The sequence below is a fragment of the Polaribacter litoreus genome (assembly GCF_054584775.1).
The window spans coordinates 41,614-54,463 of sequence record NZ_JBTLRD010000016.1 but is presented as its reverse complement, the minus strand read 5'-3'; the positions used below and the strand labels follow the sequence as shown (position 1 = coordinate 54,463).

Annotated in this window: 12 protein-coding genes and 1 tRNA gene; 6 read left to right on the top strand and 7 right to left on the bottom strand. The window is 29.4% G+C overall.

What is annotated here, in order from left to right; all coding sequences use genetic code 11:
- The first annotated feature begins 34 nt into the window (after positions 1-34).
- Together ACW9UN_RS13765 and ACW9UN_RS13760 are read left to right on the top strand one after the other, a co-directional pair.
- Positions 35-478, top strand: coding sequence for a hypothetical protein (locus ACW9UN_RS13765; protein ID WP_459486879.1), 444 nt, complete (start codon positions 35-37; stop codon positions 476-478).
- Position 479: 1 nt separating this feature from the next.
- Positions 480-680, top strand: a complete 201-nt coding sequence (locus tag ACW9UN_RS13760) for a helix-turn-helix transcriptional regulator (protein ID WP_459486878.1) — start codon at positions 480-482, stop codon at positions 678-680.
- Between the two features lie 50 nt (positions 681-730).
- Here the strand turns inward: ACW9UN_RS13760 and ACW9UN_RS13755 are convergent, their stop codons facing one another.
- Genes ACW9UN_RS13755 through ACW9UN_RS13740 form a run of 4 tightly spaced genes read right to left on the bottom strand, consistent with a single transcriptional unit; the run spans position 731 to position 5,873 of the window.
- Positions 731-2,131 carry a TolC family protein gene (locus ACW9UN_RS13755; RefSeq protein ID WP_459486877.1) on the bottom strand — a complete coding sequence of 467 codons (1,401 nt, stop codon included), beginning with the start codon at positions 2,129-2,131 and terminating at the stop codon, positions 731-733.
- A gap of 31 nt (positions 2,132-2,162) precedes the next feature.
- The gene (locus ACW9UN_RS13750) at positions 2,163-3,527 is read right to left on the bottom strand and encodes an HlyD family secretion protein (RefSeq protein WP_459486876.1); all 1,365 of its coding nucleotides are present in this window, start codon (positions 3,525-3,527) and stop codon (positions 2,163-2,165) included.
- Between the two features lie 6 nt (positions 3,528-3,533).
- The gene (locus ACW9UN_RS13745) at positions 3,534-5,198 is read right to left on the bottom strand and encodes a peptidase domain-containing ABC transporter (protein ID WP_459486875.1); all 1,665 of its coding nucleotides are present in this window, start codon (positions 5,196-5,198) and stop codon (positions 3,534-3,536) included.
- 3 nt (positions 5,199-5,201) lie between these two features.
- Complete coding sequence (locus tag ACW9UN_RS13740; protein ID WP_459486874.1) at positions 5,202-5,873, bottom strand: TetR/AcrR family transcriptional regulator; 672 nt, start codon at positions 5,871-5,873, stop codon at positions 5,202-5,204.
- Positions 5,874-6,182: 309 nt separating this feature from the next.
- Between ACW9UN_RS13740 and ACW9UN_RS13735 the strand changes: the two genes are divergently transcribed.
- The 3 genes from ACW9UN_RS13735 to ACW9UN_RS13725 all read left to right on the top strand — a co-directional run bounded on the left by ACW9UN_RS13735 (position 6,183) and on the right by ACW9UN_RS13725 (position 9,849).
- Positions 6,183-6,635 carry a cold-shock protein gene (locus ACW9UN_RS13735; RefSeq protein WP_459486873.1) on the top strand — a complete coding sequence of 151 codons (453 nt, stop codon included), beginning with the start codon at positions 6,183-6,185 and terminating at the stop codon, positions 6,633-6,635.
- A gap of 328 nt (positions 6,636-6,963) precedes the next feature.
- A complete protein-coding gene (gene glmM / locus ACW9UN_RS13730) occupies positions 6,964-8,376 on the top strand; it encodes a phosphoglucosamine mutase (RefSeq protein ID WP_459486872.1) in 1,413 nt (470 codons plus the stop codon).
- A gap of 6 nt (positions 8,377-8,382) precedes the next feature.
- Positions 8,383-9,849 carry an aminotransferase class V-fold PLP-dependent enzyme gene (locus ACW9UN_RS13725; protein WP_459486871.1) on the top strand — a complete coding sequence of 489 codons (1,467 nt, stop codon included), beginning with the start codon at positions 8,383-8,385 and terminating at the stop codon, positions 9,847-9,849.
- Here the strand turns inward: ACW9UN_RS13725 and ACW9UN_RS13720 are convergent.
- Both ACW9UN_RS13720 and ACW9UN_RS13715 read right to left on the bottom strand, forming a co-directional pair.
- On the bottom strand, positions 9,827-10,747 hold the full coding sequence (locus ACW9UN_RS13720) for a lysophospholipid acyltransferase family protein (protein ID WP_459486870.1): 921 nt from the start codon (positions 10,745-10,747) through the stop codon (positions 9,827-9,829). The genes ACW9UN_RS13725 and ACW9UN_RS13720 overlap by 23 nt on opposite strands.
- 70 nt (positions 10,748-10,817) lie before the next feature.
- Positions 10,818-11,735, bottom strand: coding sequence for a lysophospholipid acyltransferase family protein (locus tag ACW9UN_RS13715; protein WP_459486869.1), 918 nt, complete (start codon positions 11,733-11,735; stop codon positions 10,818-10,820).
- An 82-nt stretch (positions 11,736-11,817) separates the two neighbouring features.
- Here ACW9UN_RS13715 and ACW9UN_RS13710 point away from each other — a divergent pair, with 82 nt between their 5' ends.
- Entirely contained in the window at positions 11,818-12,471 is a 654-nt protein-coding gene (locus tag ACW9UN_RS13710) for a rhomboid family intramembrane serine protease (RefSeq protein ID WP_459486868.1), read from the top strand.
- A gap of 131 nt (positions 12,472-12,602) precedes the next feature.
- On the opposite strand, the gene ACW9UN_RS13705 is transcribed toward ACW9UN_RS13710, so the two are convergent.
- Positions 12,603-12,675, bottom strand: a tRNA-Gly gene (locus ACW9UN_RS13705).
- Positions 12,676-12,850 lie beyond the last annotated feature (175 nt).

Genomic DNA, 12,850 nt, shown 5'->3' with positions numbered 1-12,850 from the left:
ATAAGTTAATTTGTCAATTTGTAAAATAAATAAGATGTCTAGACAGTCAATTTGTGAAAGAGAACGAAGTCAGTTAGAGAAAATGAATAAGTTTCAATTGAATTATCGTTATAAAAAAATCGGATTAGTAATTGCTATTTCTGCTTTTGTTTTATTGCTTGGTAGAAAGTTTGTAGACAATGGAGAATGGATAAGGCCAGTCTTTCAAGCCTTTTTGTTGGTTGGTTTGTTGATCATTTCTTTATCGAAAAGTAAAGAAGAAGATGAGTTTATAGATAGTTTACGCTCACAATCTTACAGGTTGGCTTTTTTGTTAGCCATTGTGTATTCTTTGGTACAACCTTTAATTAATTATGGAGTTGGTTTGTTATTTGATGAAAATGAAACCCTAAAAGGATTTAATTATTTTCAGGTATTATTTTTTATGTTGATTGTACAATTGATGTTCTTTTGGCAACTAAAAAGAATGAATCGTTAATATGAAAAATACCTTAAAAGTACAACGCGCCATTTTAGATTTAACGCAAGATGATTTAGCAAAAAAAATTGGTGTTTCTCGACAAACGATTAATTCCATAGAAAAAAACAGGTATGTTCCATCTACAGTTTTAGCCTTAAAATTATCAGCTATTTTTAAGATTCCAGTAAATGATTTTTTTGCTTTAGAGGATGATGATTAAACTATAATTAATTATAAAATTGCTTAGGCCTATCTTAATGATCACAATATTTATTCTGCTATAGAAATAACAGCAGCTTTAAATAAATTTGCTTTCGATTTAAAAAACTTATTTTCAACATCAATAGCCTTTAACTTAGTTTCAATTAATTTTGATTCGCGATAGTTTACCAAAAACAAAGAACTTTCTCCAAGAAAAAATTTTCGTTCTTCTGCTTTTAAAAGTGTTCCGTAATCATCTACAATAGTGGTTATATAGTTGCTCTGTACAATAAAAGATTCTAGTTCTTGTTGTACAGCATTTAATTTGTTTTTTATGGTTACTTTGGCGGTTTCATTTTCTAACTTAGCATCTTGTAATTTAATTTTAGCCAGTTTTAAATCACCTCTTTCTTTTCGTAAGAAAATTGGTAGCTTAAAATTGATACCCGCTTTGTAATTATCAACAATTAAAGAATTCGATTGCCTAGGTGTTTGTGTTAAAAAATTATATTGAACATCTAGTTTTGGAAGTAAGTTGTTCATTTTTAGCTTTCTATCGATATTTAAACTTTTTATTTTGTACTCTAAAGATCTAATTTTAGGGTGACTATTTATATCAAAATTAGCATCATTAAAAAGTGCAATATTAAATGTGGTATCTATATTTTGTAGTGTAGATACATCAGGAATAATATTGTCTTTTAACTCTACAGGTGTATTGTCATTTAGCCATAAAAAGTTAGACAATTCTAGTGATGCTTTGACCAATTTAATGCGTGCTTTTTCCAAATTTAGCCTTCTGGTTTTTAGGGTAATACCTGCTTCTAAAGTATCTATTGCTGCTTTATCACCTTCTTCAAAAGCTCTTTTTGTATTGCTGAACCTTATTACTGCATTTTCTAAAAAATCATCATAAACCAGCTTTTCATTATATGTTTTTAACCAATTGAAATAAGAAAGTGAGGCATTATATAAAATATCGTTTACTAAAATTTGTTGATCTTCTCTTGCTTGGTTTACAAAAAATTTAGCCTGTTTTAAAGCTGCCATTCTTTTGTTTATCAATAAGCCTTTTAGCAAAGATGCAGAAACACCTGCTGCATACAAACCATCAGTAGGTACATTAGCCTCTGGACTTAAAAATTCACCACTATTATTTTCAAAATTAGCCTTAAATTCTAAACCATAATAGGTAGGTATTTTAAAAGCGCCATTTAATTTATTGTAATATTCTTTTTCTTTGAATTGTTTTTTATCAAAATCTACTTCAATTTTAGGGTCAAAAGCCCCTCTTGCTTTTAACAATTTTGCCTCACTATTATTTATGACTAAATTTGCTTGCTTTACAATTGGGTGATAGGTTTTTACATAGCCTAAATATTCAGATAAGGTCATTACCGAAGTTACTTTTTCTTGGGCAGAAAATTGGGCAAACATCAGTAAAAACAATATTAAAGTGTATTTTTTCATCGATTTAAACATCTAAAAAATTAACTGATATTTATTTTTTCTTTTTTCCATCAGACTTGCTTTTTGCATTGCCTTCTGGTTGATAATAGTTAGGAGGGAAGCTGTTTAATTGTCTCCAAAGCTCAAACCAAATTGGTACATCTTCTAAAAGAGCAATAGTTCTTGCACCAGAGCCGGCTCTTATTTCACTAGGCCATTCGTGATCAGTTTCATCAGGTGATAACAAAATTCTATACTTTCCATTTTCACTTATAAAACGTTCTATGGCTACTACTTTTGCGCCATACGTACCATAAGAAACATTTGGCCATCCACTAAAAACAATTGCAGGCCAACCATCAAACTGAACTCTTACTTTTTCACCTAAATGAATTAGGGGTAAATCTATAGGTCTTACAAAGGTTTCAACAGCTAAATCTATATCAGCAGGCATAATACTTACCAAAGCTTCACCCTCTTTAAAGGCTTCTCCAATACCACCAATTATAGCTTTATTAATGTAGCCATTTTGAGGAGCTGTTATAAATAACAAGCTATTTCTAACCATATAATTACTATTTTTATTTTCTAATTTAGATACTTCTACTTCAGAATTTAATTGGTTAGAGCGAGCTGAAAATTGATCACTTTCTGCTTTAGAGATTTTTTCGGCATACTCGGCTTTTATTCTGCCGATTTCTACTTTAGCATTAATTACATTATTTTTTGCAGCAAGTAAAGAGTTTTCGCTTTCAATAAGTTTGGCTTGAGTCTCCCTCAGTTTTAAACGCTTAGCTTCAACATCTTTTACCGCTTTTAAACCTTCTTTTTGTAAGGTTAAATCTCGATTGTATTGTCTTTCAGCGATACTTATATTTGTTTTGGCTGCCTCAAACTTTATACTATCACTTTTTACTTTAAGTTTAGCTTGTATTAATTTGTTTTTTGCCATTTCTAATTTTAGAACTCGCTCTTCTTTTAAAGAATTTATTCTGATTTGTAAAACGCTTACTTTGCCTTGATAAGCCCCAACAGAAAATGTTTTCGCCGTAATTTGTTGTCTTGTTCTTACCAATAGGCTATCATCAAAATACTCACTTTTTACTTCAGAAATTCGCAGAATAGTATCGCCTTTTTGTACATAATCTCCTTCTCTTACAAACCACTGTTCTATTCTTCCCGGAATTTGAGATTGAATAGTTTGTGGTCGTTGACCTGGTGTTAATGTAGTTACTAAACCATTACCAGTAATATTTTGGGTCCAAGGTAAAAAGAGCACAACTAAGCATAAAATACCAAAACCAATTAAAAACCGATTAAGTGCTTTGTAGTATTTTTTACTAAAGATTTCTTTTCCAGATTTAAATTTTTTTAAATCTACATCTTGTTGCCATTCTGTGTTAGAAATATTTAACATTGTTTCTTAGTTTATAGATTTAATTTGACCTTTTTCTAAGGTAATGGTTTGAGTACATTTGGTACGCCAGCTTTTTTTACTACTTACTACAATTAAAGACCATGGTCTTTCTGGTGCTGTTAGATAAGAAATAATACGTTGTGTTTCTTCTAAGTTAAATTGATCTAAAGGATCTTCTAAAATCATAATTTTAGGTTGTTTTATAATAGCTCTTGCTAAAATTAGCTTTTTAGCCACTGTATAAGACATTTGTTTTCCTTCAGGATAAATAACAGTTTCCAATCCGTTTGGTTGTTCTTTTATAAACTGATTTAAACCAACTATATCTAAAATATCAAAAATTAGTTGATCTTTAGTTTTACCTGTACCAAAAATTAAGTTTTCTCTTAATGTACCCTCAAAAGGTGTTTCTTCAGATAAAGAAAGCCCTAGCTGAGAGCGGTAATGGTTTAAATTTAAACTGTTTAATGATAAATTATTGATGTAAATATTACCTAAAGTAGGACGAATAACACCAGAAATTAATCGCAACAATGTCGATTTTCCAGCACCACTTTCTCCCATAACTAATATTCTACTAGATGGTTTTAAGTTTAAGGAAATATCATTTAAAATAGGTTTATTTCTATCTTCTACTTTATAATGCACATTATCTAATTCTATCGAAAATGAATCTTTAAACATTGGCTTCTCACCAGTTTGAGATTCGAGTTCTTTATCAACAACTTGTCCAATTTTTTCTATAGAAGTTAAAACATCATAGAAAGATTCTAAACCAATTATTAATTTTTCTACAGATGCAATAACCAATAAAATGATAATTTCTGCGGCAACAAATTGCCCTATATTCATTTCTTGACTTAACACCAATGCACCACCAATTAACAATAAACTAGCTGTAACAACTACTTTAAAACCAATCATTTGAGTAAACTGTAGTATCAGAATTTTAAAATGATTTTCTCTAGCTTTTAAGTATTTATCAACCAAATAATCATTTTTTGTCATTGCCAAGTTTGTGTTTCCAGAAAGCTTAAAACTCACCACTGTTCTTGCAACTTCTTGAATCCAATGTGCAACTTTGTATTTCATTTTAGATTCCATTAAACTTGTTTGCAAACCTTTTTGCGCTGTAAATTTAAAAACAATAAAAATCAGCAATAATAAAAGAATGCCGAAAATGATAAAAAATGGATGATAAAATGATAACAAAATCAATGCAAAAATAATTTGTAATAATGCAGTGGGTACATCAATTAAAATTTTTGAAAGTCCTTTTTGTATGGTTAGGGTATCAAAAAAACGATTGGCCAATTCTGGCGGATAAAAATTGCGCAATTCGGTCATTTTTATTTTCGGAAAACGATAACTCAACTCAAAAGAAGATCTTAGAAAAATTCTTTGTTGTATGGTTTCAATAATTCTTAATTGCATTAGTTGCAAAGCTCCTGAAAAAATAACACCTAAAGTTACCACAACTACCAAAACAATCCAAGATGTTGATACTTGTGCACCTTGAATTAAATTAATGATTGCCTGAATACCTAAAGGTAATGTTAGGGCAACAAAACCTCCAAAAATGGCATAGTAAAATATTTGAAATATATCTTTTTTCTCCAATTTTATAAGATTGATGAATCTTTTCCATGGAGTTAATTGTTTATTTTCCATAAGTTAATTGAGTGTTTTGTAGACTAATTGTTGGTAGAAATCAGTTGGGGTTTGGCCTTCTTTACAGTTTGTAATAGAAGGAAAATGCTCGTTTAAGAAGTGTTGATGTAAACCTCCTTCTAAAATAGTACTTGCTAAACTCATAGCAAATTTGTAATTGGGTTTTACTTCTGCAATCATTACCTTTAAGCGATTAATTAATCTTTTGTAAATCTCAAAATAGCCTTCTTTATTATCTTTGTCTACTTTTTTAGTTAAGAAAGATTTAGAGCTTTCATTAACAATAATTCTATACAACAAAGTTTCATTGATGTGCGAAAAATTACTGTCTTCTTCTACAGTTCTGGTTACAACTTCTATAGCTTTTACCAACTTTTGGTTTTTATCAGAAATGCTAAAAGTTTCTATAACCAATTGGTACTCTAACCATGCCCAATACCAAGAAGACAGGTATAAAAGTAGTTTATGTTTACTCTCAAAATATCTATAAATAGAGCTTTCGTTAGAACCAATTTTAGTACCTAATTTTTTAAAAGTAAAACTTTCAAAACCAATGTCATTAATTAAAATGATACTACTTTCTATAATTCTTTTCCCTAACTCAGAAGTTTCAGGATCTTTTATATATATCTTGCTAGGTACTGATATTTTTAAGGCGGATAATAAATCTTTCATTATAAAATATTAGGTTGCAAATATAATAGCATTACTATCAAAAATAAAAAGATTTTATTTTATTAATATTTTTTTAACATCTGCTTTTTAATAACAAAAAAGAGTTTTATATATCATTGGATTTTGAAAACGTCTTTATTTATGATATCTTTGTATAACTGAGAAGTTTTAAAAAAACTATTATAATCATTATTTTATCTAAAAAAAACGTTTTAGATAAATTTTTAAGGCCTAATGTTTTGTTTTTAGCGTATTAAGATTTCTTCAAGAACAAGATTAAAATCAAATTAAAACAGAGTTATATAGTTAATGGCAAAATCGCAACAAACATTTAGTAAAAGTGAAAAAGAAAAAAAACGTTTAAAAAAACGTGAAGATAAGCGTAAGAAGATGGAGGCTAGAAAAGCAGCTAAAGAAGCTGAAGGAACTTCAGGTATTCAATTTGCGTACGTAGATCATAATGGAAATTTAACAGATACGCCACCAGATCCAGAATTAAAGGTAGAGTATGAGTTGGAAGATATTCAAATATCTACAACCAAAAAAGAAGATCTACCAGAAGAAGATCCTGTAAGAAAAGGAAAAGTTAACTTTTTTGATTCTTCTAAAGGTTTCGGTTTTATTATAGATTCTGATAATGGCGAAAAATATTTTACACACGTTAGTGGTTTAATAGATACTATTGCAGAAAACGATAAAGTTTCTTTTGAGCTTGAAAAAGGAATGCGTGGGATGAATGCTGTAAAAGTTAAAAAGATTTAATGAATTTAACAATTCTTTAAAATTAAGGTCGCCTGAAAGTAGTTTTTAGGCGATTTTTTTTATTATAGTGTATTGATTCATTTTGTATTGTTTGATAAAAAGTTCAGTTTTAAAAATGCAAACTCTGTTTATATTCCTACGCTATTCTTTCTTCAAATAAAGATTTACTTATTAAAAAAAATCATCATTTAAATTTCTTAAATACAATAAATTAGTAACGCTACAGTATAACTTTTTTCTTACAATAACGTAGTTTTTCTATTCCTTAAAAACAATTTTAAAAATATCTATTTTGAATCAATTATATTTGTGTTTTTAAATTTAAACTATGACTTTAATAAAATCTATCTCAGGAATTAGAGGTACTATTGGCGGTAAAACTGCGGATAATTTAACACCTATAGATGCTGTAAAATTTGCTTCTGCCTATGGAACATTTATAAAAAAAAGAAAACAGCACACTAAAGATTCTAAAACATGTTCAGAACAGGTAAAAGTTGTAATAGGTAGAGATGCTCGAATTTCTGGTAAAATGATTTCTAGTTTAGTAGCCAATACTTTGGTTGGTTTAGGGATTAATGTTATAGATTTAGGACTGTCTACAACACCAACAGTAGAAGTTGCAGTGCCTTTAGAAAATGCAGAAGGAGGCATTATTTTAACGGCTTCTCATAATCCAAAGCAATGGAATGCTTTAAAATTATTGAATGAAAAGGGTGAATTTTTAAATGCTGATGAAGGTAAAGAAATTTTAACATTAGCAGAAAATGAAGATTTTAATTTTGCTGAAGTAGATGATTTAGGAACTTACAAAAAAGACAATTCTTACTTACAGAAACACATTCAGGAAGTGTTAAATTTAGATTTGGTTGATGTGGAAGCTATTAAAAAAGCAAATTTTAAAGTGGTTGTAGATGGTGTAAATTCTACAGGCGGTATATTTATACCTGCCTTATTAAAAGAATTGAATGTTGAGTGTGTAGAATTGTATTGTACTCCAAACGGACAATTTCCACACAACCCAGAGCCTTTAAAAGAGCACTTAACCGATATTTCTGAATTGGTCGTAAAAGAAAAAGCAGATTTCGGAATCGTAGTAGACCCAGATGTAGATAGACTCGCAATTGTGTCTGAAGATGGCTCTATGTTTGGTGAAGAATATACTTTAGTAGCTTGTGCAGATTATGTTTTAAGAAGACTTGGTGGTGGTAATACTGTTTCTAACTTATCATCTTCTAGAGCCTTAAGAGATGTTACCGAAAAACATGGAGGAATGTATACTGCCTCTGCTGTGGGTGAGGTTAATGTGGTAATTAAAATGAAAGAAACCAACACTGTAATTGGTGGAGAAGGTAATGGCGGAATTATTTATCCTGATGCCCATTATGGCCGAGATTCTTTAGTGGGTGTTGCTTTATTTTTATCGCATTTGGCGCATCAAAAAATATCTTGTAAAGCCTTAAGAGATTCTTACCCAAGTTATTTTATGAGTAAAAATAAAATTCAATTGACTCCAGAAATAAATGTTGATGAAATTTTAGTGAAGATGGCTGAAAAATATGCAAATGAAGATGTAAATACTATAGATGGTGTTAAAATTGATTTTGCAGAAGAATGGATTCACTTGCGTAAATCAAATACAGAACCAATTATAAGAATTTATACAGAAGCAAAATCTCAAGATGCTGCAGATGCTCTAGCAAATCGTTTTATTTCAGAAATTAAAGAAATCATAAACTAATTGGGTATGAATTTAGAACAGTACTTTTTACAATTTAGAAATCAAATCATTGGTATTCATCAAACATTTACATCACCTTATGGAGAACAAGATTTAGTATATTGTGATTGGACTGCAAGTGGACGATTATACAAACCTATTGAAGAAAAAATATGTAACGAGTTTGGCCCCTTTGTAGCCAATACACATACAGAAACATCAACTTCTGGTGCAGCAATGACTTTAGCTTACCACGAAGCTAGAAAAATTATTAAGCGTCATGTAAATGCAAATGATAATGATGTTTTAATTACTACGGGTTCTGGAATGACAGGAGTTGTTAATAAATTTCAAAGAATATTAGGCTTAAAGGTCTCAGAAAATTTAAAAAACCACACTTCAATTCCCGATGATTTAAGGCCCATTGTTTTTGTATCACATATGGAGCATCACTCTAATCAAACCTCTTGGTTAGAAACCATTGCTGATGTAAAAGTTGTGCCTTGTAATGATGAAGGTTTGGTTTGTTTAGAGCTTTTTGAACAATACATTCAAAAATACAAGCATAGAAAAATTAAAATCGCTTCTATTACTTCTTGCTCTAATGTTACAGGTATAAAAACCCCATATCATGAGGTCGCAAAATTAATTCATAAATATAATGGATTGTGTTTTGTTGATTTTGCTTGCTGTGCACCTTATGTAGATATTAATATGCACCCAAAGGATGAAACAGAAATGTTAGATGCTATTTTCTTTTCGCCACATAAGTTTTTAGGCGGACCTGGAAGTGCTGGAGTTTTGGTTTTTAATAAAAAATTATACAAAAATACAATACCAGATAATCCAGGAGGTGGTACTGTAAGTTACACAAATCCTTGGGGTCAGCACGATTATTTTGATGATGTTGAAACAAGAGAAGATGGGGGGACACCAGGTTTTTTACAAACCATAAAAATTGCACTATCCATTCAGTTAAAAGAAAAAATGGGCACTGCAAACATTAAAAAAAGAGAAGATGAAATTAATAAAGTAATTTTTAACACTTTAGAAAATTTAGGAGGCGTTAAAATATTAGCTCCAAATCATAAAAGACGTTTGAGCATATTTTCTTTTTATTTTGAAAAGTATCACTTTAATTTGGTGGTAAAATTATTAAACGATCGCTTTGGGATTCAAACAAGAGGTGGTTGTTCTTGTGCTGGTACTTATGGCCATTTTTTATTAAATGTAGATCAAGAAACATCTACTAAAATACATCATCAAATTTTAGAGGGTTGTAATACAGAAAAACCAGGTTGGGTACGTTTGTCTTTGCATCCAACAATTACCAATACAGAGTTAGATTTTGTGTGTAAATCATTACAACAATTATCAGAGCATATCCAAGATTGGGCTAAAGATTATACATACGATTCAATAAAGAACGATTATATTCATAAAACGGTTACACCAATTGAGAAAGATTTGGTTACTTCTTGGTTTGCTGTTTAGTTTGTTGTATTGCTTGCCATTTCTCAAACTGGTCTTTATATTTAAACCGGTTATGAGACCATAAATAACACTCTGGTTGTTCTTTTATATTTCGTTCTGTAATGCGTAAAAATTGTTCTGTAATTTCATAATCTTTAAAATCTTTAGGGTTTTCAGCAATTACTTCAAAGTCAACCTCATAATAACCTCTTTTTATTTTTTTAGATCTATAGTTAATAACCACTAAATCATGATTTTTTGCTAGCATTTCCGCTCCTGTATGCACAGGCACTTTTACTCCAAAAAATTCTGTCCAATAATAGGTTTTCGTTATCAATGGAGATTGATCACTCAATAAAATATAAGCACCTTGAATATTATTTTGGAAATTACTTTTTATCATTTTAATAAAATTGGAAGTAGTTGCCCCTTTTACACCAAACTTTTCTCTATTTTCTTTCAGTGTCTTTTCAAAAGTTTCGTTTCGTAACTTATTGTACGCTCCAAAAACATCAACATTTAAAACCAAAGGTATTCCAAAAGACCATTCCCAATTTGCTAAATGGCCACCAACAAGTGCAATACTTTTACCTTTTTTAGCGTATTGATTTACAACATCTGGATTTATGTATTTGTATCTTTTTAAAATTTGCTTTTCAGAAATAGAGAACGATTTTATACTTTCTACCATAATATCTGTAAAATGACGATAAAATTTCTTGGCAATTTCTTGTTTTTCATGATCTTGTTTTTCAGGAAAAGCATAAGAGAGATTTTTTAAAATTACCTTTTTTCTATAACCGAATACATAATACAGCAAAACATAAAAAAAATCTGAAATTAAATATAAAACAAACATGGGCAGTCTAGAAAACAGCCAAATTAACGGATATGTAAAACAGAAAATAATAAAATTCATGAACATAAATTAAAAAACAAATATCGTATTAATAATTCAAAGAAAGTAATTAGGGTTTTTGATTTGAAAACTATTTCTTTTTGCGCCTATTCTTTTTTAAGGCCTTCCACTCTTCAAAACGATGACGATGTTTAAATCGTTTATGAGACCATAAGTAAAATTCAGGTTGTTGTTTGATACATTTTTCGGTTAATTCGATATACTTATCTGTAATTATGTAATTATTAACTTCTTTCGGATTCTCAGAAATTAGTTCAAATTCAGTTTCATAATAACCTCTTTTCATTTTTTTGGTTGATGAATTTATGACCACCAAATCAAACTTTTTTGCTAAACTTTCTGCACCTACATGAAAAGGAACTTTTATACCTAAAAAAGATGCCCAATATAAAGTGTGATCAATTTGGGGAGATTGATCACTAATTAGTAAATAAATACTTTGTTTTTTGGCTTTGTAATCTTCATAAAACGCTTTAACGGTTTTTGCAGATTCATAACATATAAAACCAAAACGCTCTCTAGAATCTTTTACAATTTTATCAAAATATTTATTTCCAATGCTAGTGTATGCACCTCTAGCTCTGCAGTTTAAAATCATTGGTGCACTTGCAAACCACTCCCAATTTGCTTGATGTGCACTTACAAAAGCAATACTTTTTCCTTGGTCTAAAAACTCTTTTACTAATTCAGGGTTTTTATATTGATATCGTTTTAAAATTTCTTTTTTACTAATAGAAATTGCTTTTATAGTTTCTATAAACGAATCGGTAAAATGCTGAAAGAATTTTTTAGATATTTTCTTTTTTTCAGCCGAAGATTTTTCAGGAAAAACCATATTTAGGTTTTCTAAAACAACCGTTTTTCTATATTTAAAAATATGATATACAAATACAAAAAGAATATCAGAAACAACATATAAAATACGCATAGGTAGTTTAGAAAGTAGCCAAACAAAAGGATAAACGATAACAAAAATTAAGAATTGCATTGTTGTACTTTAATATTGCAAATATCTATATTAAAATTAAAACTATATAGTAAAACCAGTCGGATTTTGCTACTTTTGTAAAATGTTAGATGGTACAAATCCTATTGTTTTGCTCATTATTGTGGCTAATGTTTTATTCTCTATGAAAGGCTTTGACGATTATGCTTTTTTAGACAAATACAAGTTTCAAATCAATAGAGTAAGGGGTGATGAAAAAATTAGAATGCTTACTTCTGGTTTTTTACATGTAGATTGGATGCATCTTATTTTAAACATGTACGTTTTGTATGCTTTCGGAAATATAATTACTAATATTTTAGGCGTTACGTCTTTTTTAATTATTTATTTTGGAAGTTTATTGGCAGGTAGTTTATATACTTTGCATAATCATAAAAATGAACCGTATTACAGTGCTGTAGGTGCTTCTGGTGCAGTATCAGGAATTGTATATTCATCAATTTTATTATTTCCAGGAATGCAACTCTATCTGTTTTTTGCCATACCCATACCTGGATATATTTTTGGTGTAGGTTATTTATTATATTCGATTTACGGAATGAAAAATCAATTGGGTAATATTGGACATGCTGCCCATTTAGGAGGTGCAATTGGTGGTTTTGTTTTAACACTTGTTTTAAATCCGGTGTTAATTAAAACAAATTCTATTTTTGTAATAGCTTTAGCCATACCCATTGCTTTATTACTCTTTTTTGGCGATAAATTAAAGAGATTTTAAATCTAAAAAAATAGTTAATTGTAAGTTTTTCTACATTTTTTATTGTGCACTATTTATGCACATTTTTAATTCACAATAATTTTAAATAATAGCAAAAAAAAGACTTAATTATTTCTAATTAAGTCTTTTTGAGCGAAAGACCAGGTTCGAACTGGCGACATTCAGCTTGGAAGGCTGACGCTCTACCAACTGAGCTACTTTCGCTTGGTAAAGGATTGCAAATATAAAATCATTTTTGAGTTTTGCAATAATTATTATTGATTTTTTTAATACACATCATTTTAAGTGAGTCAAAGTTTTGGGTTTTCTGTATAACAGAATTGAATTACAAAACCTCATTTCAAATTGATATATCAATCCGAAATGAGGTTTTTTTTAA

Bases quoted from the DNA above. Each gene is read 5' to 3' on its own strand.
- ACW9UN_RS13735 (WP_459486873.1), top strand. From the start codon at position 6,183: ATGGCAAAATCGCAACAAACATTTAGTAAAAGTGAAAAAGAAAAAAAA.
- ACW9UN_RS13710 (WP_459486868.1), top strand. From the start codon at position 11,818: ATGTTAGATGGTACAAATCCTATTGTTTTGCTCATTATTGTGGCTAAT.
- ACW9UN_RS13720 (WP_459486870.1), bottom strand. From the start codon at position 10,747: ATGAATTTTATTATTTTCTGTTTTACATATCCGTTAATTTGGCTGTTT.
- ACW9UN_RS13755 (WP_459486877.1), bottom strand. From the start codon at position 2,131: ATGAAAAAATACACTTTAATATTGTTTTTACTGATGTTTGCCCAATTT.
- ACW9UN_RS13725 (WP_459486871.1), top strand. From the start codon at position 8,383: ATGAATTTAGAACAGTACTTTTTACAATTTAGAAATCAAATCATTGGT.
- ACW9UN_RS13750 (WP_459486876.1), bottom strand. From the start codon at position 3,527: ATGTTAAATATTTCTAACACAGAATGGCAACAAGATGTAGATTTAAAA.
- ACW9UN_RS13745 (WP_459486875.1), bottom strand. From the start codon at position 5,198: ATGGAAAATAAACAATTAACTCCATGGAAAAGATTCATCAATCTTATA.
- ACW9UN_RS13715 (WP_459486869.1), bottom strand. From the start codon at position 11,735: ATGCAATTCTTAATTTTTGTTATCGTTTATCCTTTTGTTTGGCTACTT.
- ACW9UN_RS13765 (WP_459486879.1), top strand. From the start codon at position 35: ATGTCTAGACAGTCAATTTGTGAAAGAGAACGAAGTCAGTTAGAGAAA.
- ACW9UN_RS13740 (WP_459486874.1), bottom strand. From the start codon at position 5,873: ATGAAAGATTTATTATCCGCCTTAAAAATATCAGTACCTAGCAAGATA.
- glmM (WP_459486872.1), top strand. From the start codon at position 6,964: ATGACTTTAATAAAATCTATCTCAGGAATTAGAGGTACTATTGGCGGT.
- ACW9UN_RS13760 (WP_459486878.1), top strand. From the start codon at position 480: ATGAAAAATACCTTAAAAGTACAACGCGCCATTTTAGATTTAACGCAA.